General features: G+C 73.8%; 25 protein-coding genes. 12 read left to right on the forward strand and 13 right to left on the reverse strand.

What is annotated here, in order from left to right:
- Positions 1 to 14: 14 nt before the first annotated feature.
- The 5 genes from VMF51_RS08900 to mraZ form a co-directional block, all read right to left on the reverse strand.
- Positions 15 to 1,802, reverse strand: coding sequence for a penicillin-binding protein 2 (locus tag VMF51_RS08900; RefSeq protein WP_325474060.1), 1,788 nt, complete (start codon positions 1,800 to 1,802; stop codon positions 15 to 17).
- A gap of 17 nt (positions 1,803 to 1,819) precedes the next feature.
- On the reverse strand, positions 1,820 to 2,389 hold the full coding sequence (locus VMF51_RS08905) for a hypothetical protein (RefSeq protein ID WP_325474061.1): 570 nt from the start codon (positions 2,387 to 2,389) through the stop codon (positions 1,820 to 1,822).
- Positions 2,390 to 2,399: 10 nt separating this feature from the next.
- Positions 2,400 to 3,368 (reverse strand): 16S rRNA (cytosine(1402)-N(4))-methyltransferase RsmH, encoded by a 969-nt coding sequence (gene rsmH / locus VMF51_RS08910; RefSeq protein ID WP_325474062.1) that lies wholly within the window; start codon positions 3,366 to 3,368, stop codon positions 2,400 to 2,402.
- 13 nt (positions 3,369 to 3,381) lie between these two features.
- The gene (locus VMF51_RS08915; protein ID WP_325474063.1) at positions 3,382 to 3,519 is read right to left on the reverse strand and encodes a hypothetical protein; all 138 of its coding nucleotides are present in this window, start codon (positions 3,517 to 3,519) and stop codon (positions 3,382 to 3,384) included.
- Between the two features lie 191 nt (positions 3,520 to 3,710).
- Positions 3,711 to 4,139 carry a division/cell wall cluster transcriptional repressor MraZ gene (gene mraZ, locus VMF51_RS08920; RefSeq protein WP_325474064.1) on the reverse strand — a complete coding sequence of 143 codons (429 nt, stop codon included), beginning with the start codon at positions 4,137 to 4,139 and terminating at the stop codon, positions 3,711 to 3,713.
- A gap of 361 nt (positions 4,140 to 4,500) precedes the next feature.
- Here mraZ and VMF51_RS08925 point away from each other — a divergent pair, with 361 nt between their 5' ends.
- Genes VMF51_RS08925 through VMF51_RS08935 form a run of 3 tightly spaced genes read left to right on the forward strand, consistent with a single transcriptional unit; the run spans position 4,501 to position 9,128 of the window.
- Positions 4,501 to 5,481, forward strand: coding sequence for a MoxR family ATPase (locus VMF51_RS08925; RefSeq protein ID WP_325474065.1), 981 nt, complete (start codon positions 4,501 to 4,503; stop codon positions 5,479 to 5,481).
- A gap of 3 nt (positions 5,482 to 5,484) precedes the next feature.
- The gene (locus VMF51_RS08930; protein ID WP_325474066.1) at positions 5,485 to 6,744 is read left to right on the forward strand and encodes a DUF58 domain-containing protein; all 1,260 of its coding nucleotides are present in this window, start codon (positions 5,485 to 5,487) and stop codon (positions 6,742 to 6,744) included.
- Positions 6,741 to 9,128 carry a DUF3488 and transglutaminase-like domain-containing protein gene (locus tag VMF51_RS08935; RefSeq protein ID WP_325474067.1) on the forward strand — a complete coding sequence of 796 codons (2,388 nt, stop codon included), beginning with the start codon at positions 6,741 to 6,743 and terminating at the stop codon, positions 9,126 to 9,128. Before VMF51_RS08930 ends, VMF51_RS08935 begins: the two co-directional genes overlap by 4 nt.
- Before the next feature lie 301 nt (positions 9,129 to 9,429).
- Here VMF51_RS08935 and VMF51_RS08940 read toward each other — a convergent pair whose 3' ends face one another.
- From VMF51_RS08940 to VMF51_RS08960, 5 genes are all read right to left on the reverse strand, one after another.
- Positions 9,430 to 9,879, reverse strand: a complete 450-nt coding sequence (locus VMF51_RS08940; RefSeq protein ID WP_325474068.1) for a DUF3040 domain-containing protein — start codon at positions 9,877 to 9,879, stop codon at positions 9,430 to 9,432.
- A gap of 130 nt (positions 9,880 to 10,009) precedes the next feature.
- Entirely contained in the window at positions 10,010 to 11,224 is a 1,215-nt protein-coding gene (gene dinB / locus VMF51_RS08945) for a DNA polymerase IV (protein WP_325474069.1), read from the reverse strand.
- 36 nt (positions 11,225 to 11,260) lie between these two features.
- A complete protein-coding gene (locus tag VMF51_RS08950; RefSeq protein ID WP_325474070.1) occupies positions 11,261 to 12,013 on the reverse strand; it encodes a methyltransferase in 753 nt (250 codons plus the stop codon).
- Positions 12,014 to 12,060: 47 nt separating this feature from the next.
- Positions 12,061 to 12,507 carry an SAV_6107 family HEPN domain-containing protein gene (locus VMF51_RS08955; RefSeq protein WP_325474071.1) on the reverse strand — a complete coding sequence of 149 codons (447 nt, stop codon included), beginning with the start codon at positions 12,505 to 12,507 and terminating at the stop codon, positions 12,061 to 12,063.
- 132 nt (positions 12,508 to 12,639) lie between these two features.
- Positions 12,640 to 13,134 carry a hypothetical protein gene (locus tag VMF51_RS08960; RefSeq protein ID WP_325474072.1) on the reverse strand — a complete coding sequence of 165 codons (495 nt, stop codon included), beginning with the start codon at positions 13,132 to 13,134 and terminating at the stop codon, positions 12,640 to 12,642.
- Between the two features lie 89 nt (positions 13,135 to 13,223).
- Between VMF51_RS08960 and VMF51_RS08965 the strand changes: the two genes are divergently transcribed.
- Positions 13,224 to 13,697, forward strand: coding sequence for a YbaK/EbsC family protein (locus VMF51_RS08965; protein WP_325474073.1), 474 nt, complete (start codon positions 13,224 to 13,226; stop codon positions 13,695 to 13,697).
- A gap of 44 nt (positions 13,698 to 13,741) precedes the next feature.
- Positions 13,742 to 15,052, forward strand: a complete 1,311-nt coding sequence (locus VMF51_RS08970) for an NAD(P)/FAD-dependent oxidoreductase (protein ID WP_325474074.1) — start codon at positions 13,742 to 13,744, stop codon at positions 15,050 to 15,052.
- A 7-nt stretch (positions 15,053 to 15,059) separates the two neighbouring features.
- Here VMF51_RS08970 and metF read toward each other — a convergent pair whose 3' ends face one another.
- Complete coding sequence (gene metF / locus VMF51_RS08975; protein ID WP_325474075.1) at positions 15,060 to 15,950, reverse strand: methylenetetrahydrofolate reductase [NAD(P)H]; 891 nt, start codon at positions 15,948 to 15,950, stop codon at positions 15,060 to 15,062.
- Positions 15,951 to 16,025: 75 nt separating this feature from the next.
- On the opposite strand from metF, the gene VMF51_RS08980 reads away from it, so the two are divergent.
- Positions 16,026 to 17,093, forward strand: coding sequence for a polyprenyl synthetase family protein (locus tag VMF51_RS08980; RefSeq protein ID WP_325474076.1), 1,068 nt, complete (start codon positions 16,026 to 16,028; stop codon positions 17,091 to 17,093).
- Between the two features lie 94 nt (positions 17,094 to 17,187).
- On the opposite strand, the gene VMF51_RS08985 is transcribed toward VMF51_RS08980, so the two are convergent.
- On the reverse strand, positions 17,188 to 17,556 hold the full coding sequence (locus tag VMF51_RS08985) for an Rv2175c family DNA-binding protein (protein WP_325474077.1): 369 nt from the start codon (positions 17,554 to 17,556) through the stop codon (positions 17,188 to 17,190).
- 126 nt (positions 17,557 to 17,682) lie between these two features.
- Between VMF51_RS08985 and pknB the strand changes: the two genes are divergently transcribed.
- The 3 genes from pknB to VMF51_RS09000 are packed head-to-tail and all read left to right on the forward strand — an operon-like array spanning position 17,683 to position 21,540.
- Entirely contained in the window at positions 17,683 to 19,716 is a 2,034-nt protein-coding gene (pknB, locus tag VMF51_RS08990; protein ID WP_325474078.1) for a Stk1 family PASTA domain-containing Ser/Thr kinase, read from the forward strand.
- A 37-nt stretch (positions 19,717 to 19,753) separates the two neighbouring features.
- Entirely contained in the window at positions 19,754 to 20,650 is an 897-nt protein-coding gene (locus tag VMF51_RS08995) for a deoxyribonuclease IV (RefSeq protein WP_325474079.1), read from the forward strand.
- On the forward strand, positions 20,647 to 21,540 hold the full coding sequence (locus tag VMF51_RS09000) for a DMT family transporter (RefSeq protein WP_325474080.1): 894 nt from the start codon (positions 20,647 to 20,649) through the stop codon (positions 21,538 to 21,540). The genes VMF51_RS08995 and VMF51_RS09000 overlap by 4 nt, the downstream gene beginning before the upstream one ends.
- Before the next feature lie 6 nt (positions 21,541 to 21,546).
- Here the strand turns inward: VMF51_RS09000 and VMF51_RS09005 are convergent, their stop codons facing one another.
- The gene (locus VMF51_RS09005) at positions 21,547 to 22,167 is read right to left on the reverse strand and encodes a glyoxalase (protein ID WP_325474081.1); all 621 of its coding nucleotides are present in this window, start codon (positions 22,165 to 22,167) and stop codon (positions 21,547 to 21,549) included.
- A 245-nt stretch (positions 22,168 to 22,412) separates the two neighbouring features.
- Here VMF51_RS09005 and VMF51_RS09010 point away from each other — a divergent pair, with 245 nt between their 5' ends.
- The 3 genes from VMF51_RS09010 to VMF51_RS09020 all read left to right on the forward strand — a co-directional run bounded on the left by VMF51_RS09010 (position 22,413) and on the right by VMF51_RS09020 (position 25,435).
- The gene (locus VMF51_RS09010) at positions 22,413 to 23,087 is read left to right on the forward strand and encodes a DUF6461 domain-containing protein (protein ID WP_325474082.1); all 675 of its coding nucleotides are present in this window, start codon (positions 22,413 to 22,415) and stop codon (positions 23,085 to 23,087) included.
- Between the two features lie 224 nt (positions 23,088 to 23,311).
- Entirely contained in the window at positions 23,312 to 24,349 is a 1,038-nt protein-coding gene (gene aroF / locus VMF51_RS09015) for a 3-deoxy-7-phosphoheptulonate synthase (RefSeq protein ID WP_325474083.1), read from the forward strand.
- A gap of 60 nt (positions 24,350 to 24,409) precedes the next feature.
- Positions 24,410 to 25,435 (forward strand): zinc ribbon domain-containing protein, encoded by a 1,026-nt coding sequence (locus VMF51_RS09020; protein WP_325474084.1) that lies wholly within the window; start codon positions 24,410 to 24,412, stop codon positions 25,433 to 25,435.
- Positions 25,436 to 25,438 lie beyond the last annotated feature (3 nt).

Raw genomic sequence — 25,438 nt, forward strand, 5'->3', positions numbered from 1 at the left:
GGGAGCGGACCCGGTCACCACTCGACGGGGAGCGTGGACGGTGCGGCCCCGGTGGGCGCCACGCCGTACTGGCGCAGGGCGTAGCCCATGATCTTGGCGAACGCGGGACCCGCGACCGAGCCGCCGCCGCTGCCCTTGCGGGGCTGCTGGACCACGACGTAGACCGTGAACTGCGGGTCGTCGGCCGGGGCGAACCCGGCGAAGGAGACGGTCGTGGAGCCGTCGTAGCAGGCGCACTCGTCGCCGACGCGCTGCGCGGTGCCGGTCTTGCCCGCGACGCGGTAGCCGGGCACGGCCGCCCCGGGGGCGACTCCGGCGTCGGGGTCGATGACCCGCTCCATCATCCGCGCCATCTGGTCGGCGGCGCGCTCGCTGATCACGCGCTCCTTGGTGGTCGTGTCGGTGCCGACCACGGTCCCGTCCGCCATCGTCGCCGAGCCCTTGACCATCTCGGGGTCGACCCGGACGCCGCCGTTCGCGATGGTGTTGACGGCCGCCGCCATCTGCACGGCGTTCACGGAGACGGACTGGCCGAAGCTGATCCGGTCCTCGGCCTGGCTGGTCCAGGCGCCCGGTCCGGGCAGGATGCCCCCGGTCTCGCCGAGCACGCCGATCCCCGTCTTGGCGCCCAGCCCGAAGCGCTCCAGGTACGAGCGCAGCTCGCCGTCCTCGAACTGGTCGGTGGCGAGCACGGTGCCGATGTTGGAGGACTTCGCCAGCACGCCGGCCAGGGTGAGCCGGATGGTGCCGTGGTCGAACCAGTCGCCGATCGGCCGGTCCTGGCGCTGCAGCTGGCCCGGCACGGTCATCCGCAGCCGCGGACCCACCCGGCCGGTGTCGAGCAGCGCCCCGATGGACAGGACCTTGCCCACCGAGCCGGGCTCGTACGGGTCGCTCAGCGCCCGGGAGATCCGGTTCGACCGGGGCGAGTCGGCCGGCTTGTTGGCGTTGAAGGTCGGGTAGTCGGCCACCGTCAGGAGCTCGCCGGTCCGGGAGTCCATCACGATCGCGTAGCCGGAGGAGCCGCCCGCCGACTCCACGGTCTGGCGCAGCACCCGCTGGGTGTACCACTGCAGGTCGCGGTCGATCGTGGTGGTGATGTCCTGCCCGTCGACCGCCGGCACGGTGGTGTTGTCGCCGAGCGGGATCTTGTTGCCGGCGCCGCGCTGGTACGTCGCCTCGCCGTCGGTGCCGGAGAGGATCTTGTCGAACGCGAGCTCCATGCCGGCCAGCGGCTGCTCGCCCTTGGTCGGGTCCGGGGTGCCGAGGAAGCCGATCAGGTTGGCCGCCACGTCGTCCGCGGGGTACTGGCGCACCGGGTCGCGCTCGGTCCAGAGGCCGTCGAAGTCCTCCTCCTTGGCGGCCTCGACGACCGCGGTGGCCTGGGCGGCCGGGATCTGCCGGGCGATGTACTCGTAGCGGCTGCCCTTCTCGCGCAGGCGCGGGAGGATCGTGAAGTAGTCGACGTCGAGGCGCGTGGCCAGGAACTTCGCGAGGGCCGGCGCCTTCTCGGTGGTGAGCGAGGGATCGGCGACCACCATCGCGCCGTCGACGGAGTCGGCGAGGGGCTCGCCGTTGCGGTCGAGGATGTCGCCCCGCTCGGCCGGCAGCACGACCTCGGTCAGCCCCTCGGCGGCCGCCATGGCGGCGTACCCGTTCGGGTCCAGCCCCTGCAGCTGCACCAGGCGGGCACCGAAGGCCGAGAGCACCATGGCGATCAGGATGAACCCGATCCGCAGGCGCACCTGGGGAGAGCCCCGCAGGCTCCCCCGGCCGGGGGCCGGCTGGCGGTCTCGACTCACGTTGCTCCCTCGGCCCATCAGTGTCGGCGGTTCCCGGACGTGCGCTCCCTCTGCTTATCCCCCGCGGCGTCCGCGGCGGTGGAGGACACGCCCGGGTCCGTCGAGGGGACGCGGACGACGATGGGGTCGGGGTCGACCGCCTTCGGCACCGGCGGCACCCGGTCGCCCAGCCGGAGGTTCGTGCCCTGCTCCGCCGCGCAGAGCTCGCCGGTGACCAGGCCCGAGTCCTGGTGCAGGTAGCCCGTGCAGGTCGGCAGGACCATGCCCTCGCGCTGCGCCTTGCGGCCGAGCTTCTCGGGGTCGCGCAGGTCCTCCAGCTCGGCCGTCAGCTGCTCCTCGCGCGCGGCCAGGCTGGTCGCGCGCTCCTGGTAGGTGCCCATGGTGAACGACGCCTGCTGCATCGAGGTGTTGAACATCAGCAGGCCCACCACGCCGAGCAGCAGGATCAGGCTGACGAACAGCACGAACGGCACGCGGGCGGCGCGCACCGCGCGGGTGCGCGGGACGACGGTCAGGCGGGCGCGCTCGACGGCGGCGCCGGCGATCCGCGGGACGCGGGACCGCAGCTGGGTGGCTGGGCTGCTCATGGTGCACTGCTCATGACGTGGCTCCCGGGGAAGAGGGACGGACTCGTTCGACGGCCCGCAGCCGCACGGAGGCGGCTCGGGGGTTCTGCTCTGTCTCGGTGGCGTCGGCCTTCTCGGCCCCGCGGGTGACCAGCCGCAGCGCGGGTTCGCTGCCCTCGGGCACGAAGGGCAGGTCGGGCGGGACCTCGGAGCGGGTCACGGCGGAGAACGCCTGCTTGACCAGCCGGTCCTCCAGGGAGTGGTACGACTCCACCACCACCCGGCCCCCGACCCCGATGGCCACGATCGCGGCGGGCATGGCCCGCCGGAGCACGGCCAGCTCGTCGTTGACCTCCATCCGCAGCGCCTGGAAGGTGCGCTTCGCCGGGTGTCCGCCGGTACGACGGGCCGGCGCGGGGATCTCGGCGTACAGCAGCTCGACCAGGCGGCCGGAGGTGGTGAACGGCCGGACCTCGCGCTCGCGGACCACGGCGGCGGCGATCTTGCGGGCGAACTTCTCCTCGCCGTAGTCGCGCAGCACGCGGGTCAGCTCGGCCGCGGAGTAGGAGTTGAGCACGTCGGCGGCGGTCGGGCCGGTCGTGCCGTCCATCCGCATGTCGAGCGGCGCGTCCTCGGCGTACGCGAACCCGCGCTCGCGGACGTCGAGCTGCATCGAGGAGACGCCGAGGTCGAACAGGACGGCGTCCACGTGGTCCAGGCCCTGGCCGGCGACCACGTCGGCCAGCTCGTCGTACACCGCGTGCACGCCGGTGAACCGGTCGCCGTACGGCGCGAGGCGGGCGCCCGCCAGCTCGAGGGCGGCCGGGTCGCGGTCGACGCCGATGACGCGGGCGGTCGGGATCCGCTCCAGGACCGCCTCGCTGTGACCTCCGAGGCCGAGCGTGCAGTCGACGAGGACGGCACCCTCCCGGCCCAGGGCCGGCTCGAGGAGGGCGACGACCCGGTCCAGCAGGACCGGGACGTGCTGGGGACGCGTCATGCTCCGTGCCCGCTCAGTGTCCGAGGTGGGTCAGGACGACGACGGCGAGGGCGGCTCCGACCGACACGAACGCGGAGAAGGTCATCAGCACGACGGCGTCGCGCGCCTGGTGGCGCACCCGCCGGACGTCGTCCACTGGCGTGCTGCTCATCTCGACCCCTCCCGTGAACCACTGGTGACGCTGTCTGGAAACGAATCCGCAGGGCCAGGTCCCTGCCCGCTCTCCCGGGGAAGTCGCCGTCTGGAACCGGGGAAGTGATCCCAGCTGGCGGTGAGAGAGCGGGCACGAGACCTGGCCCTGCGCGTCCGTTGTGCTGCTGTGTCGGTGCTGCGGTGGTGGAGCTAGTTGCTGCTCGGCTCCTCGTCGAGCTCGGCGAACTTCTGCTGGGCACCGGTGGAGTACTCCCGCCAGCGGGCGGGGTCCCAGATCTCGATCCGGTCCATGACGCCGATGACGACGACGTCCTTGTCGAGACCGGCGTAGTCCCGCAGGTTCGCGGGGATGCCGATCCGGCCCTGCTTGTCGAGCGCGCCCTCGTCGGCGCCCGCGAAGAGGACTCGCGCGTACTCACGCGCGCTCTTCACGGTCATCGGCGTGGCCCGTGCCCGGTTGGCCTCCTCCATGAAGACGTCCGTGGGCCACACGACCAGGCAGTTCTCCTGACCTTGCGTCACCACGATCCCCTCCGCGAGTCGGTCCCTGAACTTCGCCGGGAGGAAGAGACGGCCCTTGTCATCGAGCTTCGGCGTGTAGGTGCCCATGAAGAACATGGCGGCACCTCCACTCCCTATTCCCCCACTTCGCTCCACATTACCCCACAACTCCCCACCGTCAACCACATTGAGCGTGTCCGCGCGCCTGATTCGGGCGAATGTCGCCGGCCGCGGCTCGCTCGCTCCCTCCCCCGCCCTCACGCATCCGTGCAGGTCAGCCGCGTACGGCGCCGCGCGGCGCAGCCCCGGTGGGGCGTGGTGGGGGAAACCGGGGCTCAGGTGGAGCGCGGGTGGGGGACGACGACGAGGCGCGCCACCTGTCGGGCGTTCACCCGCGCGCCGGCGCCGTACCGCGTAAGTTGCGCGAACGTCCTACGGTTGGAGAACCGAGGTGGGGACCGACGGGGAAGGACCGCACGTGGACACTCCGAGTGGAGGAGCCGACCTGGAGACGCTGGCCCGCGTGGTCGGCCGGATCCGGGGCAACATCGAGAGGGTCATCGAGGGCAAGCCCGACGTGGTGAGCTCCGCGCTCGTCGTCCTGCTCGCCGAGGGGCACCTGCTCATCGAGGACGTGCCGGGCGTCGGCAAGACGATGCTCAGCAAGGCGCTCGCGCGCAGCATCGACTCGACGGTACGCCGGATCCAGTTCACCCCCGACCTGCTGCCCTCGGACGTCACGGGGGTCTCGGTGTTCAACCAGGACACCCGGCAGTTCGAGTTCCGCCCCGGCGGGGTGTTCGCCAACATCGTGGTCGGGGACGAGATCAACCGCGCCTCCCCCAAGACGCAGTCGGCGCTGCTGGAGTGCATGGAGGAGCGCCAGGTCACCGTCGACAACACGACGTACACGCTCGAGACGCCGTTCATGGTGATCGCGACCCAGAACCCGGTCGAGATGGAGGGCACCTACGCCCTGCCCGAGGCCCAGCGCGACCGGTTCATGTGCCGGGTCTCGGTCGGCTACCCCGTCGAGGCCGCCGAGATCGCGATGATCGCGAGCCACACCAGCGCCAACCCGCTCGACGACCTGGAGGCGGTGACCGACGCCGCCGAGATCCGCAAGCTCACCGCGATCGTCGGCCAGGTGCACGTCTCCGAAGCGGTGCAGCGCTACGTCGTCGCGCTCGCGGCGGCCACCCGGCGTACGGACGACCTGACGCTGGGCGCGTCCCCGCGTGCCACCCTGCACCTGGTCCGCGCGGCCAAGGCGTACGCCGCCATGCACGGACGCGACTACGTCCTGCCCGACGACGTGCTCAGCCTGACCAAGCCCGTGCTGGCGCACCGGCTCCTGCCCAGCGTCGAGGCGGCGATGAGCGGCCGGTCGACCGGGGCGATCCTCGACGGCATCGTGGCGAGCGTCCCGGTGCCGGACGCGCGGCCGAGCCAGGGCTGACTCGTGCGCGAGGCACTCGCCGGTCTCACCGTCCGCGGGCGGGCCTTCCTGGCCGCGGGGCTCACGGCGGTCGTGTGCGCGGTGCTCCTCGGCCAGCCCGCGCTGACCCGGGTCGGCATCCTGGTGCTGACCCTGCCTCTCGTCACCGCGTTCGTCATCGGCCGCAGCCGCTACAAGCTGGCGCTGGTGCGGACCGTCAGCCCGCAGCTGGTCACCGCCGGACAGCCCGCCCGGGTCAACCTCACCCTCACCAACGAGGGACGCAGCCCGAGCGGGGTCCTGCTGCTGGAGGACCACGTCCCGTACGTCCTCGGCACCCGGCCGCGCTTCGTGCTGGAGGGCATCGGCCACGGCTGGCGCCGGCACGTCACCTACCAGGTCCGCTCCGACGTCCGCGGCCGGTTCGAGATCGGCCCGATGACGGTGCGCGTCGCCGACCCGTTCGGGTTCGTGGAGCTCGGGCGGGCCTTCCGCACGACGGTCCCGCTGACCGTGACGCCGCGGACGGTGCCGCTGCCCGGCATCCCCCTCGGCGGGGCCTGGACCGGCTCGGGCGACAACCGTCCGCGCGCCTTCGCCACCGGCTCGGCGGAGGACGTGACCGTCCGCGAGTACCGCCGCGGCGACGACCTGCGCCGCGTGCACTGGCGCAGCTCGGCGCGGATGGGCGAGCTGATGGTGCGCCGCGAGGAGCAGCCGTGGCAGTCGCGGGCGACCCTCTTCCTCGACAACCGGCTGCGGGCGCACCGCGGCCAGGGCATCGCGTCGTCGTTCGAGGCGGCGGTCTCCGCCGCCGCCTCGATCGCCCTGCATCTGAGCCAGCGCGGGTTCACCGTCCGGCTGGTCACCGCCGCCGGTGAGGAGCGCGGCGCCACCTGGCATCTCCGCGACGCGGACCTCAACGCCGCCGCCCTGCTGGAGGCGCTCGCCGTCGTCCAGGCCGTCCACGCCCCCCAGCTCGATTCCGGCTGGCTGACCGAGCAGTCCCACGGCGGGCTCACCGTCGCCGTACTCGGCAGCATCGAGGCCGCCGACATGCCCGTGCTGCGCCGGATGCACCACCACACCGGCTCGGCCGTCGCCGTCGCGCTCGACGTCGACGCCTGGGGCTCCAGCGGCTCCACCGATGGCGGAGCCACGCCGATCCTGGCGCAGCAGGGCTGGCGGGCGGTTCCCCTCGGCCCCCGCGACCGCCTGGAGACGGCGTGGCAGGAGCTCGCCCGGCGCAGCACCCGCGCCCCGGCCCGGACGGCCTCGCGATGAGACGCGCGACGACCCGGCTCACCGGTGCCCTGCTGACCTCCGTCGTCGCCGCGGCGACGACCTGGGTCTCGATGCTCTCGTGGCGGGGCTTCACCGCCGACCCCGCCGACTTCCTCCGGCCGCTGCTGCTGCTCGCCACCGTCGTCGCCGTCACCGGCGCGGTCGCGCGCTGGCGCCGGCTCCCCGGCGCCGCCGTGTTCGCCCTGCAGCTGGTGCTCTCCGCCGCGACGGCGTGCTGGATCCTTACCGGGTCACCACTGCCGGTCGGACCGGCGTACGCCGAGCTCGTCGACGTCTTCGCCGCCGCCGGCAACAGCGCGAACCGCTACGCGCCCCCGGTGCCGGGCGGGGTGCCCCCGGTCGACCCGCTCCTGATCAGCGGCGGCCTGGCCTGCCTGCTCCTCGTCGACCTGCTCGCCTGCACCCTCCGGCGGGTGCCGCTCGCCGGGCTCCCCCTCCTCGCCGTCTACACCGTGCCGGTCTCGATGCTCGACGGCGGCCTGGCCTGGTGGATCTTCGCCCTCTCGGCGGTCGGGTTCCTGGCCCTGCTCTTCCTGCACGAGAACGAGCAGATCGCCCGCTGGGGCCGACCGCTCGGCTCCGACCCGACGCTCACCGACCCCAGCACCTTCACCGTGCGCACCGGGACCGCACGCGCCAGCGCCGGGGCGATCGGCGGGGTGGCGACCGCGCTCGCCATCACGGTCCCGCTCGCCATCCCGACCCTCGACCTGCACGTGTTCGACTTCGGACCCGGATCCGGCGGCGACGACGAGATCACCCTCGAGAACCCGATGACGGACCTGCGCCGCGACCTCAAGCGCGAGACCGACATCCCCCTCCTCCGGGTCACGACCGACGACCCGACCCCGTCGTACCTGCGGATCTCGGTGCTCAACCGGTTCAGCGACGAGGAGTGGACCTCCGGCGACCGGGCCATCCCCACCGACCAGGTGGCCGACGGGGCGATGCCCGACCTCGACGGCGTCTCCGACACGGTGCCGCGCCGGGAGTACGACTACGAGGTCTCGGTCGGATCGGCCTTCCGCTCCACCTGGCTCCCGACGCAGGCGCCGGTCAGCGCGATCAGCGCCGAGGGCGACTGGCGCTACGACGACTCGACCATGGACTTCCTCGCCGGCCGGAAGGGCCTCGACACCGCCGGACTCGACTACTCGATGACGGCGGTCGACCTCGACCTGGACCCCGAGAAGATGGCCGTCGCGCCCTCGGTGCCCACCGCGGTCGGCAGCAGCTTCATCGAGGTGCCCGACGACCTGTCGAAGCTCGCGCGCGACCTCGCCGCCGAGGTCACCGCCACCGCCTCGTCCCCCTTCGAGAAGGCCGTCGCGCTGCAGAACTGGTTCCGCGACGGCGGTGGGTTCACCTACTCCCTCGAGGTCGAGCTCGGCAACGGCTCCGACGACCTCGACGCCTTCCTGACCGACAAGGTCGGCTACTGCGAGCAGTTCGCCTCGGCCATGGCGGTGATGGCCCGCGAGGTCGGCATCCCCGCCCGGGTGGCGGTCGGGTTCCTGGCGCCGCAGCGGCTCGACGGGTCGACCTACGAGTACAGCTCCTTCGACCTGCACGCGTGGCCCGAGATCTTCATCCCCGGCTCCGGCTGGGTCGCCTTCGAGCCGACGCCCGCGGACCGGGCCAGCGGCGTGCCGTCGTACACGCGGATCGACCTGTCGGACGACGGCCCCGACAACCTCCCCTCGGCGACCGCCTCGGCCGGCGACGACCGCCCGACGCGCGGTTCGTCGGCCAGCGCGGAGCCCACCGAGACGGCCGACCCGGAGGCGGGCGCCGGGGGCGGCGGCGACGACGGCTTCCCGTGGCTGACCGTCGGCGGCGCGCTCGGCGGAGTGCTCCTGCTCGCGGGCGCGCTCGTCGTACCCCGCACGGTGCGGCGCGCGCGGCGCGAGCGCCGACTCGACGGCGATCCGGAGACCGTGTGGGCCGAGCTGCGCGACACCGCGCTCGACCTCGGGGTGCCGTGGCCGGCGCAGCGCTCGCCGCGCGAGACCCGCGAGCACCTGGTCGAGTACCTCGCCACCCCGACCGACGGCCCGCCCGTCGAACGGCCTGCCCACGGCCGGCACCTGGCCCCCGGACCGGTCCGCTCCCTGGACCGGATCGTCGTGGCCCTCGAGCAGGCGCGCTACTCCCGCGACGGCGCCGCTGACGCCTCCCCGCTGCGCGCCGACCTCGAGGACACCATCGCGGGTCTGCGCGCCGGCGCCACGCCCCGCGCCGTACGCCGCGCCGAGTGGTGGCCCCGCTCGCTGTTCCGCACCGACCCGTCGGCGTCCCGACGCACCGACGCCACCCGCCCCGCCGAGTCGGTCCACGGCGGGGTCGTCGACCGCGTCCGCTGACCGCCGAGCCGGCAGAACTTGCCCGCCGAGTCGGCAGAACTTGCCCGCCGAGTCGGCAGAACTTGCGCGCCGAGTCGGCAGACGCTCGGCGGGGCTCGGTGAGCGGCGGCCCGAGCGGGCTGCGGAACGGGTGACCGGGCGGGCGAAGGCGGCGCGCGACAGAGCCCAGCTTCGGGTGTGGAGCAGCAACTGCCCGAGGAGTGGGCAGAGCGAGCGCGCCGACTCGGCGAGTGACTTCTGCCGACTCGGCGAGCAACTACTGCCGGCTCGGCGAGCAACTACTGCCGACTGGGCGGGTGAGCTAGAAGCCGCCCTCGATGTCGCGGCGGCGGCGCCAGCGCTCCTCCATGCGGGACATGAAGGGGGCGGAGGAACGGGGGGACTTGGCACGACCGGTGCGGCCTCGGCGACCGCCCTCGATCACCGTGAACCCGCGCGACGGGTGGCCGGCGGTGCGGGCCGCGTCGGCGGCAGCGGCCGCCTGCTGACCCCGGATCGCGTTCAGTCCGATGACGGCAGAGCCCAGCATGATCACGAAGCCGACGATGCCGACGGCGATCAGGTTGGTCATGGCGCCCGACAGCAGCACTGCCATGCCCAGCACGAAGACCACGCCCGCGGCGATGGCCCGGCGACGAGCAGTTCGACGTAGCGACGTACCGCGCAACGTGGAGGCGAACTTGGGATCCTCCTCGACGAGGGCGCGCTCCATCTGCTCGAGCAGCCGCAACTCCTCTTCCGAGAGTGGCACCGGTACCTCCAAGGGGGGTCGAACTGGCCGTCCAGGCTCCCCATGCCTGGCCTGAGGCCAAGTCTAGGCAGGCCCGAGGAGACAACGGTAGCCGTGTTCGTGATTTTGCTACTGATCGGTCCGTTCCGTCTCACCGGATCGCCGGTCCGCGGCTCCTCCGGTCGTGTTTCAGCAGGCTCGCGGGCCCCACGACGGCGCTCCCGAAACGCTCGACGGCGCGGTCGACCGCGCGGTCGGCATCGGCCCAGCCGTGGGCGCGTTCGCCCAGCAGGTGCTGGTGGTGGACGCCCGTACGTGGGACCAGACCCTCGACGCGTACGCCGACCAGGCGGAGGCGCTCGCGATGGTCACCGAGGGCGTCGTACAGCGAGACGGCCGTGCCGTAGACCTCCTGGGTCACGTCGGTCGGCTCCGGCAGCGTGCGGGAGCGGTTGAGGGTGCGGAAGTCGGCGTAGCGGACGGTGATGGCCACGGTCGGCCCGACCTTGCCCGCGGCACGCATCCGGCGGCACACGCGCGCGGAGAGGCGCAGCAGCTGGCGCCGCACGAACCCCCGGTCGGCGGAGTCCCGTCCGAACGTCTCCTGTGCCCCCATCGACCGGTCGGGCTCCCCCAGCCCGAAGCCGGCGGCGTTGCGGGCCACGACCTCGCGCCGGTCCTGGCCCCACGCGAGTGCCATCAGGTGGGCACCGGAGCTGGGACCCAGGTGGTGCTGGAGTGCCGCGAGCGGCATCCGGGCCACGTCGCCCACCGTCCGCAGGCCGATCCGCTGGAGCGCGGCACGGGTGCTCGCGCCGACGCCGTACAGCTCACCGACGTCGAGGGGGTGGAGATAGTCGGCGACCGCCTCCGGCTCGATGGTGAGTACGCCGTCCGGCTTGGCGCGGCGGCTGGCGAGCTTGGCGACGGACAGCGAGGCGGCGATCCCGACCGAGCACGTGATGCCCTGCTCGTCGTGGATCCGCGAGCGCAGCTGCTCGGCGATCTCCACCGGCGGCCCGAGCCGGCGTACGGAGCCGCGGACGTCGAGGAACGCCTCGTCCAGGGAGACGACCTCGACCTGCGGCGTCACCCTGCGGAAGGTCTCCATCACCGCTCGCGAGACCGTCGAGAAGGCCTGGAAGTCCGGCGTCAGCCTCACCGCCTGCGGGCACAGCCGGCGGGCCTGGGCGCCGGGCATGCCGGAGCGGACCCCGAAGGCCCGCGCCTGGTACGACGCGGACAGCACGACGCCGCGGTGCCCGCCGCCGACGATCACCGGGACGTCCCGCAGGTCGGGCCGGTCCCGGGTCGCGACCGAGGCGTAGAACGCGTCCATGTCGACGTGCAGGATCGGCGTCGACACGGGCGACCCGGCCGTCACGGCCGGTCCCGGCGAGGATCAGCGGGTCGCGACGAGGTGCAGCTGCGTGGCGAGCGGGAGGTACTCGGGGCGCTCGGCCACCGCGTGCTCGAGGGCGACGAGCGCCGAGGTGGCGCCGGGCTCCAGGTCGAGCAGCGAGCCGGGCACGAGGTCGGCGAAGACCCGGACGCCGTGCACCTGGGGCGTGCCGAAGCCGGCGGCCGCGAGCAGCTCGACCAGCTCGACCTGGGTGAACCGCCGGCCCGACCGACCGGTGGGCGTCGGGTCGTCGAGCATGGCGAGCGCCTGCTGGAAGTGCCCGGCCATCGCCCGGGCCACCACGGCGGCGTGCCGCTGCGCGACCAGGAGGCTGAGCGTCCCGCCCGGACGCAGCACGTCGCGCAGGGCGGCCAGGGCGGCCGCGGGGTCGTCGACGACCTCCAGGACGCCGTGGCACAGCACGAGGTCGGCAGCCGCCGGACCGGTGACGTCGAGCAGGGACGAGAGGTCGCCCTGCTGGCCGACGACCTCGACGCCCTGCTCGCGAGCCCGGCGAGCCAGGGCCGCCAGGGCGTCCGGGCTCGGATCCACGACGACCACGCGGTGGCCGGACTCGGCGATCCGGACCGCGAAGCCGCCGGTGCCGCCGCCGATGTCGAGGACGTCGAGGCCGGAGTCGGAGCGAGCCAGGACCGGACGCAGCGACTCCCAGACCACGGCGGTGCGGGCGGCACCCCGCCGTTCGCTGGGTCGGTCGACGGGCCGCTCGCTCGGACGCTCGGTGGCTGGCATGCGGCCCAGCCTAGGGGGCTTCGGGGGGCCATGCGGATCGGGCGGTGTCAGCCGGCCCGGGTGACGAGCGCGCCGGAGCCGACGTGCGGCACCAGGCCGAGGGTGCGCTCGACGACACCCAGGAACCGGTCGGCGTCACGCACCAGGTCGTCGGCCTCGCGGGCGCTGACCGCCCGCGAGGAGCCCGCCTCGGCGGCGGCCCGCTTGGCGGCGCCCGCGGCGAAGAAGGCGGCCCACTCGCTGAGCTCGGGGGCGACCTCGGTCAGCAGCACCCAGGCGTTCTTCTGCGGCCGGCGGCGCGCCGGCTCCGGCCGGGCGCGGGCGGCCAGCAGGGCCGCCGCCGCTCGCAGCGCCGCCACGTGGGCGCAGGCGTAGCGGGTCGGGACGTCGGCCGCCGCCACCGCCTCGCTCAGCGACTCCGCGGCGCGGGCGAGGTAGGAGTGCGTCGTCGCCGGCAGGGCGTACGGGTTGGGAAGGGTCGGTCCGTCGTACATGCAGGTCTCCTCGCGCCACCGACCCCCGAAGGTCCGACGGGAACGGGGGTCGAGGTCGCTCCCGCCGGACCGTTCGAACATCTGTTCGAACACCGCAAAGGTACACCGCGGCACCGACAGGGCGTCAAGACCTCACTCGACGGCACTCCGCGTCGACTCGGCGTCGCGCAGGAACGCGGACGTGTCGGGGTGGTAGAGGTAGTAGACGATCGCGGCCTCGATGAGCAGCGAGACCACCGCGAAGACGAGGTAGACCGTCGGCGGCTCCGTCCGCAGCCCGGCGATCGTGCCGAGCGCGGTGCAACCGACCAGGATCACCAGGCAGATCCGCGCCCAGCCGTGCCGGGCACGCAGGAACGCCAGCAGCACCAGCGCGAGTCCGGCGACCACGATGAAGAGCACCACGGCGACCGGACCGAAGGCCGGGATGTGCACGGAGCTCTCCTTGACGGCATCCAGTCCCCCGGCCTCGAAGGTCTTGCGCACCGAGCGGTTGTGCTCGGCCCACGAGCGGATCAGCGCGTCCTCGAGGACGACCGAGAGCACGGCGGCGACCGCGCCGAGTGCCAGCAACGCACCCAGGGCCTGGGTCGCGCGGGTGACGGTGGTCGGCTGGTGCCCGGCCATGTGGGTCCTTTCCGGAGGGGGTGCCACGGGGAGTACGACGTCTGCGAAACCGGTCCCGGCACGCGCCGGGGGCTGGCTAGGGTCGCAGCATGACGCCGGAGCACCCCACGATCGCGCACTTCCGAGACGAGCACGCACGCCGCGGAGGCACCGGCGAGGTCGTCATTCTGCCGGACTCGGTCCACACGGCCGCACTGGCCGCCGAGGCGCTCGGCTGCGAGGTGGGCGCGATCGCCAACAGCCTGCTCTTCGACGCGGGCGGGCGACCGGTGCTGATCCTGACCTCCGGGGCGCACCGGGTGGACACCGCGAAGGTCGCCGCCGCGATCGGCGTGGACGCCCTGCGCCGGGCCAAGCCGGAGTTCGTCCGCGAGCACACCGGCCAGGTCATCGGCGGGGTCTCCCCCATCGGCCACCCCGCACCGGTGCCGACGTACCTCGATCCCTGGCTGCGCCGGCACGAGGTCGTCTGGGCGGCGGCGGGCCACCCCGCCGCGGTGTTCTCGACCACGGTCGAGGAGCTCCTCGCGCTGACCGGCGCGGAGGAGATCGAGGTCGAGTAGCACCCGGGACCCGGCTCGAGGGCCGGTCCCCTAGGGTCACCGCCATGGCACGCGTGGTGGTCGTCGGCGGCGGGTACGGCGGACTGGCGTCCGCGGCACGGCTCGCGAAGCTGGGCCACCAGGTCACCCTCGTCGAGCGCCTGCCCGAGCTGGGCGGCGCACTGGAACGGGTCGAGGCCGACGGTTTCGGCTGGGACGCGGGACCGACGTACACGCTGCTGCCGGCGGTGCTGCGCGACCTGTTCCGCAAGTCCGGCCGGCCGCTGGAGCGCGAGTTGGAGCTGGAGCAGCTCGAGGTGGTGCGCGAGCACCGCTTCGAGGACGACACCCGCGTGCGCGTCCCGGCGGGCACGCGCGGCGCCCAGCTCGCGGCCTTCGACGAGCTGGAGCCGGGGCTGGGTCAGCGCTGGGTCGACCACGTGGCGTCGTACACGGACGACTGGGAGGTGCTGCGCCGCGGCTACCTCGAGGAGCCGTGGACGCCGGGGGCGCTCCCCCGCGAGGTCGCCGCCCGCCTGGACAGCCGCGAGACCCTGCACAAGCGGCTGCGCCGGACGTTCCGGGACGAGCGGCTGCGGTTGGTCGCCGGCCATCCGTTCGTGGCGGACGGGCACGAGCTGCGCAACGTCCCGGCCTGGGCGGGCCTGCAGGCGTACGTCGAGCAGCGCTTCGGCGCCTGGACCGTGCCCGGTGGGATGTCGGAGCTGGCCGGAGCGCTCCGTGCACGGCTCGCCACCCGGAAGGTCGAGGTCCTGACGTCGACCACCGCTCTCGACCTGGTGCTGCGCGAGGGTCGGGCAGTGGCCGTCGCGACCGATGCCGGCGAGCTCGACGCCGACGTCGTCGTCTGTGCCGTCGACCCGCGCCGCCTGCCAGCGCTCGCGCCGTACGTCGCGCGCACCACGCCCGCGATCCCGCCCGTGGTCTGCCACGTCGGCGTCGAGGGCGACCTGCCGGCCCTCGCCGACCTGCCGCCGGAGCTGGTGCTGCACGGCGACCCCATGCTCGTGGTGCGAACCGGCGGGACCGCACCCGACGGCGCCACCGCGCTCACGGTCCACGGCCGCGGCCGGCTCGCCGAGGACATCCTGCGGGCGCTGGCCCGGCACCGGATCGACCTGCGGCACGGCCTCGTCACCCGGGTCGACCGATCCCCGCGGGACCTCGTCGAGCACTGGGGCGGCTCCCCGCTCGGCGTGCTCTGGCAGGGCCGCTCCACCGTGCGGCAGCGGCTGGGACCGCGGACCCCGGTCGAGGGCGTGTACGCCGCGGGCGCGTCGGCGACCCCCGGCAGCGGACTGCCGTTCGTGGGCCTCTCCGCCGCGCTGGTCGCGCAGGCGGTCGGCCCGGCCTGAGCCTCGCTCAGACGCCGACGTTGAGCGCCGCGAAGATCTCCAGCGTCGCCTTCGAACGGTTCAGCGTGTAGAAGTGCAGGCCGGGCGCGCCACCCGCGAGCAGGTCCTCGCACAGCTCGGCGGCCACCTTGATGCCCTCGGCCCGCAGCGCGACGGGGTCGCCGTCGTACGCCGAGATCCGGTCGACGACCTCGGACGGGACGTCGGCGCCGATCAGCTCGCCCTGGCGGCGGATCGCGTTGAGGTTCAGGATCGGCATGATGCCGGGCAGGATCGGCAGGTCGACGCCGCGGGCGCGGACCCGCTCGACCAGGGCGAAGTAGTCGGCCGCCCGGAAGAACATCTGGGTGACGGCGAACTCCGCCCCCGCCCGGGCCTTGGCGACCAGCACGTCGGCGTCGTGGTCGAGCGACTCGGCGGTCGGGTGGCCCTCCGGGAAGGCGGCCACGCCGATCCGGAAGTCCCCGCGGCGGCGTACGAGGTCGACCAGCTCGGTGGCGTACGTCAGCCCGCCCTCGGTGGGCGTCCAGGGCGCGCGCGGGCCGTCGCTCGGGTCGCCGCGCAGCGCCATCACGTGGTTGACCCCGGCGGCGGCGTACGTGTCGAGGATGCCCTCGATCTCCTGCTCGGTGTGGCCGACGCAGGTCAGGTGGGCGACCGGGAGCATCGAGGTCTCGTGGGCGATCCGGCTGGTGACGCGGACCGTGGTGTCGCGCGTGGCGCCGCCGGCGCCGTACGTCACCGAGACGAACGTGGGCCGGTAGGGCTCCAGGTCGTTGATCGCCCGCCAGAGCTGCTCCTCGCCCGCCTCGTCCTTCGGGGGGAAGAACTCGAACGAGAAGGACCGGTCGCCCTGGGCGATCAGGTCGGCCATGCTGCGTCCGCGCTCGGAGGTCATGGCGCGAAGTCTAGGTACGGCGGCCGGTCGGGGACCGAATCGTCCGGCCTCCGGGCGCCCGTCTAGGCTCGCCGGGTGACTGTGAGCGGGTGGGACGACGCCGGTTTCCGCGACCAGGTCCAGGGGGTGCTCGACGAGTTCGTCGACGAGCAGGCCGCCCGGCTCGCACCGCTCGGCGACGACGCGGCCCGGCTGCTGGCCGAGGTCCGCGAGGTCATTGCCGGAGGCAAGCGCTTCCGGGCCGCCTTCTGCTGGTGGGGCCACCGGGCGATCGCCGCGCCGTCCGACGAGAGGGCGTTGCTGCGGGCCTGCGCGGCCCTCGAGCTGCTGCACGCGAGCGCACTGGTCCACGACGACCTGATGGACGCCTCCGACACCCGCCGCGGCCGCCCCGCGACCCACCGCGGCTTCGCGACCGCGCACCGCCGCTCGCGCTGGCGCGGCGACCCGGCCCAGTACGGCGCCGCCGCCGCGATCCTGCTCGGTGACCTGCTGCTGTCCTGGTCCGACGAGCTGCTGCGCCGCTGCGGCCTCCCGCTGGCGCAGGTGGCGCCGGCGCTCGAGGTGTTCGACCTGTGCCGCTCCGAGGTGGTCGCGGGACAGTTCCTGGACGTCTCGGTGCAGGCGCGCGGCGAGGCGGACGTCGACACGGCGATGACCGTGCTGCGCTACAAGTCCGCCAAGTACTCCATCGAGCGGCCGATCCACGTCGGTGCCGCCCTGGCCGGCGCCGGTCCGGAGACCCTGGCGACCCTGTCGGCGTTCGGGCTGCCGCTGGGCGAGGCGTTCCAGCTGCGCGACGACCTTCTCGGCGTCTTCGGCGACCCCGCCACGACGGGCAAGCCCGCGGGCGACGACCTCGTCGAGGGCAAGCGCACGGTGCTGGTCGCCCTCGCTCTGGACGCGGCCCCGCCCGCGGATGCGGAGCTGCTCGACCACTCCCTCGGCAGCCCGCTGGAGGCGGACGAGGTCGCCGGGCTGCGCCGGATCATCGCCGACTCCGGCGCCCAGGCGCAGGTGGAGGCGGTCATCGAGCAGCTGGCCGAGAAGGCCGTGACCGCACTGCGTCGCGGGGACTTCGACACCGAGGCGACCCGGGTGCTCGAGGGGCTCGCCTCCGCGGCGACCCAGCGGGTGGTGTGACCTGATCTCGGCGGGGTAGTCCGTCACACCAGGGGGTCCAGCCGAGGGCGGAACCCCGCTGGTGTGACGGACTATCCCGCCAGGCGCGTCTCCGCTACAGCGCCATCGCCTGCGCGCGGCGCTTGACCTCGCTGCCGCGGTTCTCCCGCAGCGCGTCGATGGGGCGGCCCGGGTAGGCGTCGTCGGTGAACAGCCACGCGATGATCTCGCGGTCGGTGTAACGGCCGTCGTGGAGCATCGTCAGCAGGCCCGGCAGGCCCTTGACGACGAGGCCGTCCTGGATGAAGTCGGCGGGGACCTGCTGGCCGGCGCCGGGGGTGGGAACGGCCGCCGCGAGCTCATGGTCGCGGATCATCGTCTTCACCTTGGCGACGGTGACGCCCAGCTGCTTGGCGGTCGCGGCCCAGTCCAGCCAGTCGGGCACCAGCGCGGCGAGGTCGGCGTCAGCGAGTCGTTCGGTCATGGCTCCCACTGTCCCACGCAGCGACCCGGACGCCACGCCGGGGACGTGCGAACCCGGTACGGCGGCCTCTCGACCGTACGATTGGCCCGACGGATCCTTCCCCATCCGTCTCGCAGGAGGGTCGTTGTGGCGTCGGACGGGCACACCCGCGCGCCTGCCGGCGCGCCCGCGGACGCCCTGACCGGACGGCTGCTCGACGGCCGCTACCGGATCGGCGCCCGGGTGGCGCGTGGTGGCATGGCCAGCGTCTACGAGGCCACCGACCTCCGGCTCGACCGGACCGTCGCGGTCAAGGTGATGCATCCCGGGCTGGGCGACGACGAGGAGTTCGCGGCCCGGTTCGTCCGCGAGGCGCGGGCGGCGGCCCGCCTGTCGCACCCCAACGTCGTCGCGGTCTACGACCAGGGCCAGGACGACGGCGTCGTCTTCCTCGCCATGGAGCTGGTCGCCGGCCACACCCTGCGCGACACCATCGGCAAGGAGAGCCCGATGTCCCCGGCTCGGGCGCTCGCGCTGCTCGAGCCGGTGCTCTCCGCGCTCGCGTCCGCCCACCGGGCCGGGCTGGTGCACCGCGACGTGAAGCCCGAGAACGTGCTGATCGCGGACGACGGCCGGGTCAAGGTCGCCGACTTCGGCCTCGCGAAGGCCGTCAGCGCCGACACCCAGCACACGGCCACCGGCGGCGTGCTGATCGGCACCGTCTCCTACCTCGCCCCCGAACTGGTCGTCGACGGCCGCGCCGACGCGCGCGCCGACGTGTACGCCGCCGGCGTGCTGCTCTACGAGCTCCTCACCGGCCGCAAGCCGCACGAGGGCGAGTCGCCGATCCAGGTCGCCTACAAGCACGTCCACGACGACGTACCGCCCCCGAGCGCGCTCGCGCCCGGTCTGCCGGCGTACGTCGACGCGCTGGTCGCCCGCGCGACCGCCCGCGACCGGGGTCAGCGGCCCGCCGACGCGGCAGTGCTGCTGCGCCACGTGCACCGCGTCAACCAGGCCCTGGCCGCGGGCGTCCGGGAGGACGACGAGCTGACCGCCGACCTGCTCCCCCGCACGGTGGCCGGGCCCGAGCCGACCGTGATGCTGGAGCGGAGCGGGGACACCGCCCCCGAGATCTGGGACGCGGAGGAGCTCGGCCGGATCCTGGGTCCCTCGGTCAGCGACGCCACGCAGGTGCGCGCGGCCGCACCCGACGCCGCACCCGCCGGTCCGGAGACCGTGCCTCCCGCCCCGGAGTGGGCCGAGCCCGCCGAGCGTCCCGCCCGTCCCCGCCGGTCCCGCCGCGGCCTGGTCCTGCTGCTGGTGGCCGTGCTGATCGCGGGCGCCGTCGGCGCCGGCGCCTGGTGGTTCGGGTCGGGCCGCTACGTGAACGTCCCGGGCGTCGTCAGCCTCGACGAGGCCGCCGCGGTCGACAAGCTGGAGGCCGCCGGCCTGGAGGCCGAGGTCGGCGACCCGGCGTACTCCGAGTCGGTCCCCGCGGGAGTCGTGATCGCCACGGACCCGGGCGCCGGCTCGCAGGTCCTCGACGGGGGCACCGTCACGCTCACGGTCTCGCTCGGCAAGGAGCGCTACACGCTCCCCGACCTCGCCGGGCTCAGCGAGGAGCAGGCTCGCGCCCAGGTCGCCGAGCTCAACCTGTCGTTCGGCACCGTCAAGGAGCGCTTCTCCGAGACGGTGCCGGAGGGGACGGTTATCGCCAGCGCTCCGGTGCCGGGCACCGTGCTCACCCGCGGCGCCAACGTCGACGTCTCGGTCAGCAAGGGCCGCCGGCCGATCAAGGTCGGCGACTGGACCGACAAGTCGTACGACGACGCCCGGCGGACCCTGGAGAAGCGCGGCCTGGTCGCGAAGGTCGGCGACGAGCAGTACTCCGACGACGTCGACAAGGGCGACGTCATCGGCCAGGACCCCAGCGAGGGCACCCTGTTCAAGGGCGACACCGTCACCTTCACCGTCTCCCTGGGTCCCGAGCTCGTCGAGGTCCCGAGCGTCCGCGCGTCCGGCGTCGAGGCCGCGCGCCAGCAGTTGGAGGACCTCGGCTTCGTCGTGAGGACCCGGGAGGCCGCGGGCTACCTCGGCCTCGGCTACGTCTTCTCCACGGACCCCGGCGCGGGCGAGAAGGTGCCGAAGGGCAGCACGATCACCCTGTCCCTGATCTGATTTCCGACCCGTGCTCGACCGCGGATAGCCTCGCCCGGTGCTGCCCTCCCCCTCCGCGCTCCGCAACCCCGTCGGCACCCACGTGACGGTCGGCAAGGGACTGGTCGCGGGCGCGCTCGCCTCGGCCGAGGAGCTCGGCTGCGAGACCTTCCAGGTCTTCGTCGGCAACCCGCGCGGGTGGGCGCTGTCGGCGGGCAAGCCGGCGGACGACGCCGCGTTCCGCGCCGCGATCGCCGAGCGCGGGATGCGGGTCTTCGTGCACGCGCCGTACCTGGTCAACCTCGGCTCGCCGACCCCGGCGACGTACGAGAAGTCGGTCGCGACGGTCGCCCACAACCTGAAGCGGGCCGCCGAGATCGGCGCCGAGGGCGTGGTCGTGCACACCGGCTCGTTCGTGGACCCCTCCGACGGCGACTCCTCGGCGCGGTACGACGCCGCGATGCGCCAGGTCCGCGAGGGACTGCTGCCGCTGCTCGACGCCTTGGGCGACTCCGACGACTCCCCCTGGCTGCTGCTCGAGCCGACCGCCGGGCAGGGCCGGTCGCTGTGCGCGGGCGTCGAGGACCTGGCGCCGTACCTCGCCGCCCTCGACGACCACCCGAAGGCCGGGATCTGCCTGGACACCTGCCACGTCTTCGCCGCCGGCGCGCCGCTCGACGAGCCGGGCGGCACCGCGGCGACCGTCGACCGGATCGTCGAGATCGGCGGGCCCGGGCGCCTGCGCCTCGTCCACGCGAACGACTCGATGGACGTGCGTGGCGCGTTCAAGGACCGCCACCAGCAGCTCGGGCAGGGGCACATCGGCGTCGAGTCGTTCGCGGAGCTGCTCGCCCACCCGGCGACAGCGGGCGTCCCGTTCGTGCTGGAGACGCCGGGCTCGCGCGACCCCGGCAACCCCGATATCGCGCTGCTGAAGAAGCTCCGGGACGCGTGAGCACGACCCGTCGCACCTCGCTGGTCGCGACGCTCGTCCTGCTCGCCATGACGGCGAGCTGGGGCAGCACGTTCTTCCTGATCAAGGACCTGCTGGACCGGGTGCCGACGCTGGACTTCCTGGCGGTGCGGTTCGCGATCGCGGGCCTGGTGATGGCGGCGGTCGCGCCGCGGGCGCTGGCGCGGCTCTCCGCGGAGTCGCGGCGGCGGGCCGTCGTCCTCGGCGGGGTGTACGGCGTCGCGCAGATCCTGCAGACCGCGGGTCTCGCGCACACCCCGGCGAGCGTGTCGGGGTTCATCACCGGCATGTACGTCGTGTGCACGCCGCTGCTCGCCGCCGTGCTGCTGCGGGCCCGGATCACGCCGCTGGCCTGGGCAGCCGTCGCGCTCGCCACCCTGGGCCTGGGCGTGCTGACCCTGGACGGTCTCTCCGTGGGGTACGGCGAGGCGATCACGCTGGTCGCGGCGGTGCTGTACGCGCTGCACATCGTCGCGCTCGGCGCCTGGGCCAACGCGCGCGAGGCGCTCGGGATCTCGATCGTGCAGCTGCTGGTGATCGCGGCGATCTGGCTGGTCGCGACCGCGCCGGACGGCGTCGTCCTGCCCGACAACGGCCGCGACTGGCTCTCTGTCGTCTACATGGCCCTGGTGGCCGGCGCCCTCGCCCTGCTCGGCCAGACCTGGGCGCAGTCCCACCTGCCCCCGACCCGCAGCGCCATCGTGATGAGCATGGAGCCGGTCTTCGCCGCGTTCTTCGCGGTCCTGCTGGGCGGCGAGTCGGTCACCGGCCGGATGGTGACCGGCGGGCTGCTCGTGCTGGCCGCGATGCTGGTCGTCGAGGCCGCACCCCGGCGCAAGGTCGAGGGCGAGGTCCAGCACCTCGCGGTGTGAGCGACCTCAGTGGCTCGCGTCCGCCCACGCGAACCCGTCCGGGTCGGTGACCCGGCCGCCGCCGAGCAGGATCCGGTGCGACCCGCTCCCCTCGGGGGACACTCCCGCGTCCTTGGCGAGCGCGCTTCGGCGGTAGAGCGCCAGCTTCACCGGGCTGCCGGGGGTGTCGAACTCGACGTACCTACGCCCGAAGCTGCGCGCGACCTCGATCCCGTGCTCGACGTAGAAGCGCTTGCTGGCCGCGACGTCCTCGACGCCGAGCAGCAGCACCAGGTCCTCGATGTCGCGGCTCGCGGGCCGGGTGTCCTTCTTCGTCGAGGTCGCGACCTTCCAGATCACCCCGTCGGAGGCCTGTACCACGCCGCCGTACCCCCACAGCGACCTGGACGCCGGCTTCAGCCAGGTCGCGCCGGCAGCGAGCGCGGCGTCGAGCAGCAGGTCGGCGTCGGCCGGCTGGGCGACGAGGACGGAGAGGGTGAAGCCGCGGAAGCCGGTCGTGGCCGCGTCGGACACCGCGACGCCGATCCGGTCCTGGAGGCCGAACGCGTCGGCCAGGAAGCGCTCCGACCCGGCGGGGTCGGGCGTCTGGAGCGTGAGCGAGCTGAGGGAGAGCGTGAGAGTCGTCATGTGGTTCACGCTAGGGACGGGTCCGGGTCGGGCGCTTCTCGAAACCTGATCGATGGAGCAGCGGACGTCCGTGGCCGCGTCCGTGGGCCGCCGCAGGCTGCACAAGCGCCGCAATTGCGGCCGTTGGACGGGCTGGCGCGACCAGAAGCTGCCCCACGGCCGCAATTGCAGCGGTAGTGCGCGCCGCGCTCAGCCATCTCCGTGAAGTGACCGCTCGCCCCCGCGACCCGTGCCAGCATGTGCGCGTGCGTACCCGTCTCCTCGTCGTCCTGCTGTCGCTCGTCTCCGCCGCCGGACTCCTCGGCTCCCCGGCACCGGCGAGCGCCGCGGCCCCGGACTGGCGGGGCGATCGGCACGCACAGCCCTCGGCGTACTCGTGGCTCAACGACTACACGCCTAGCGACACCTACGGCCTGACCGTGGTGCGGGGGCTCCGGCCGAAGGCGGTCCTGCGCGCCCTCGGGCCGGTCCGGCGGGACCTCGGCGACCGTACTCCGGCACAGGCGTTCGCCTACCTCGACCGGCACACCACGGACGACCTGGAATGGCCGACCGTCGTCCAGGTGCAGCGGCTCGGACGCGCAGTCGTGGTCTACCTGCCCTACAACTTTCTCACCGAGCAGCACGTCCGGCGGCTCTCGCGGCGCGGGGTGGCCGTGGACTTCTCGACGACGGTGGAGCTCGACACCTACCTCACCGTCGCCCGCAGGGGCCGGGTGATCCGGACCTTCGACGCCGGCTTCCGACCGCCCCGCAAGGGCGCGCTCCCGCAGGAGCGCGGCCTGGACTGGGGAGCTCGCGACCAGAACGTCTGGTCGACCGCCTGGGCGTTCAGCGAGCGGGTGAGTCGCACCCGCATCAGTCAGGAGTGGTTCGAGGGCGACCACCCGACGTACGTGCTGCGGAACGCGCCGTACTGACCCCCTGTCCGCACTCTGAAAACCAGGGGCGGGCGTCGGTGCCGTCGCCTACGGTTTCCCACGTGGCACCGACCTACTTCTTTCGACACCTGCCGGGAGCTCCCGTGCGGGCCGTCGTGACGTAGACGCGCCGCACCACCAACGCCCCCGGCTTCCGGCCCGGGGCGTTTCGTCTGTCCGGGGTCCAGCCGGCCAGAGAAGGGAAGCAGCACATGGTCGTCGTCATGTCCCCGGACGCCACCGACGAGGACGTCGCGCACGTCGTCGCCCGGGTCGAGGGAGTCGGAGGCGAGGCCTTCGTGAGCAAGGGTGTCGTCCGCACCATCATCGGCCTGGTCGGTGACATCGACTCCTTCCACCACCTCAACCTGCGCACCCTGAAGGGTGTCGCGGACGTGCACCGCATCTCGGACCCCTACAAGCTGGTCAGCCGCCAGCACCACCCCGACCGGTCCACGGTCTGGGTGGGCGGCGCGGGCCACCGGGTGCCGATCGGGCCGGACAGCTTCACCTTCCTCGCGGGGCCGTGCGCGGTCGAGACGGCCGAGCAGACGATGGAGTCGGCGCTGATGGCGAAGTCGGCCGGCGCCACGATCCTGCGCGGCGGCGCGTACAAGCCGCGGACCTCGCCGTACGCCTTCCAGGGCCTCGGCGTGCCCGGCCTGGAGATCCTCGCGAGCGTCCGGGAGGCCACCGGCCTCCCCGTGGTGACCGAGGTGGTCGACGCCCGCGACGTCCCGATCGTCGCGGAGTACGCCGACATGCTGCAGATCGGCACCCGCAACATGGCCAACTTCGGGCTGCTCCAGGCGGCCGGCGACGCGGGCAAGCCGGTGCTGCTCAAGCGCGGGATGACGGCGACCATCGAGGAGTGGCTGATGGCGGCCGAGTACATCGCCCAGCGCGGCAACCTCGACGTCGTGCTGTGCGAGCGCGGGATCCGCACCTTCGAGCCCGCCACCCGCAACACCCTCGACATCTCCGCGGTGCCGGTGGTCCAGGCGGCCAGCCACCTGCCGGTGATCGTCGACCCCTCGCACGCCGCGGGCCGCAAGGACCTCGTGGTGCCGCTGTCGCGGGCGGCCATCGCCGTCGGTGCCGACGGCGCCATCGTCGACGTGCACCCGGACCCCGAGACCGCGCTCTGCGACGGGCCGCAGGCACTGCTCGGCACCGAGCTGCGTGAGCTCGCGCAGGCCGTACGACGGCTCCCGGCGATGGTCGGCCGGGTGGACGCGAGGAACCTGGTCCGGACCGACTGAGCCGGTGTCGCCTAATCTTTCGCTCGCGAGACCTGCACGGCCGGCCGGCGAAGGAGCGAGATGACGACCTGCACGAGGTGCGGCCACCAGATCGAGGTGGGCCGGTTCTGCACCAACTGCGGCTCGGCACTCGAGTCGGACGGCCCGGGGGCGACCCGCCCCGGGCCGACCGACACGGCCGAGCGGCCCGCCGTACGCCCCTCCGCGAGTCCGGTCCCCCCGCCTCCGCCGCTGCCGCCCGCTCCGACGACGGCCCGGTTCCCGCTGTTCGCCGACGAGGTCAGCGGCGACGCTCCCCCGCCGAGCCCGCCCACGCCCACTCCTGCGCCCACTCCTGCGCCCGCTCCCGAGGAGCCGGCGCACCGGGGCCGCACGAACTGGCTCGTCTGGGGCACGCTCGCCGCCGTCCTGGTCGTCGTGGCCCTGGTGGGAGCGACCCTCCTGCTGGTCGGCAACGGCGACGACACGGCCGACGACACGGCCGACGACCCGGCCGCGGCGGCGAGCTCGACCCCGCCCGACGACGATGCCGAGGCCCCCGCGGAGGAGTCGCCCGAGGCTCCCGACACCGAGGCGACGCCCCCCACGGGCGAGCCGGTCGAGGTGGCGGGCGCGGCCTCGGCCCAGGTCCCCGCGACCGCCCCGCCGGGCACGGACGTCGACGGGACCCGGATCCGGTACGGCGCCGCGAAGCTGCTCGACGGCGACGCGAGCACCTGCTGGCGGATGACGGGCGACGGCACCGGCCGGGAGATCGTCCTGACCCTGGCCGAGCCGACGACGCTCACGGAGCTCGGCCTGGTCAACGGCTATGCGAAGACCGCCCAGGACGCCCGCGGCCGGCCGCTGGACTGGTACGCCGGCAACCGCCGCGTGCTGCGCGTCGAGTGGCAGCTCGACGACGGCACGGTGGTGCCGCAGGACCTCGCGGAGACGCGGGAGATGCAGACCCTTCCGATCGACCCGGTCGAGACGTCGACCGTCGTGCTGCGCCTGGTCGAGGTCAGCGAGCCGGGCCGGGGCCGGGCCGCCCGCGACAACACCGCCATCGGCGAGATCTCGATCGTCGGCACCCCCGCGGGCTGAGCT

The sequence above is a fragment of the Nocardioides sp. genome (genome assembly GCF_035503875.1).
In the GTDB taxonomy this organism is placed as follows: Bacteria; Actinomycetota; Actinomycetes; order Propionibacteriales; family Nocardioidaceae; genus Nocardioides.